Genomic DNA, 641 nt, shown 5'->3' with positions numbered 1-641 from the left:
TGCGGTACGGCATGATCACCTCGGGGTTGCCGCGGTAGCCGCCGTCGGCCATCACCGGCCGCCCGTTCAGCTTCTCCTCGATGCCACTGGTGCGGTAGACGATCGTGTCGTTGCGGTTGCCCGGCTGCGGGTCGCCGACGGCGATGACCAGGCGGGTGCTGGCGTCGATGGCGACCTGCAGGTTGGTCGAGTACCGGTAGTTCTTGCTCCGGGCTGCCAGGCGGTGGTCGCGGGTGGGGATCAGGGTGCCGTCGACGATGGCGATCTGCTCGACCGGCCGCTTGCGCACCGGCGCGAGGGCCAGCAGCGGTGCGAGGATGTCGATGATCCGGTGCGCAGCCGAGTGCGAGACGCCGAACAGCGGGCCGATCTGGCGCATGGTCAGGTTCGTTCGCCAGTAGGCGGCCACCAGCAGCACCCGGTCGGCGAGGTCGAGGGCCCACTGCCGGCCCGGTCGGCCATCGGCGATGGCGTCACCGCCACGCTCGGCGACCAGGCGGACCAGCTTGCGGAACTGGGTGGGCTGCAACCCGGTGAACGGGAAGATCCACTCCGGGCGCCTCGCGGTGATCACCTGCACCCGGGCATTTTCGATGATCGTCCTCAGAGGACAACCATCGGGGTTACGAGACGTCCCTTAC

At 69.0% G+C, this 641-nt stretch carries 1 protein-coding gene; it reads right to left on the bottom strand.

Annotated elements, in window-relative coordinates:
• Window positions 1-580 (bottom strand): transposase family protein (locus C5N14_RS29990; RefSeq protein WP_117673050.1); only part of this gene is annotated, 580 nt, incomplete at its 3' end.
• Window positions 581-641: the final 61 nt, after the last annotated feature.

Source organism: Micromonospora sp. MW-13, assembly GCF_003434305.1.
Taxonomy (GTDB): domain Bacteria; phylum Actinomycetota; class Actinomycetes; order Mycobacteriales; family Micromonosporaceae; genus Micromonospora.
The sequence above is the reverse complement of the archived record's forward strand: the minus strand, read 5'-3'. Positions and strand labels throughout refer to the sequence as shown.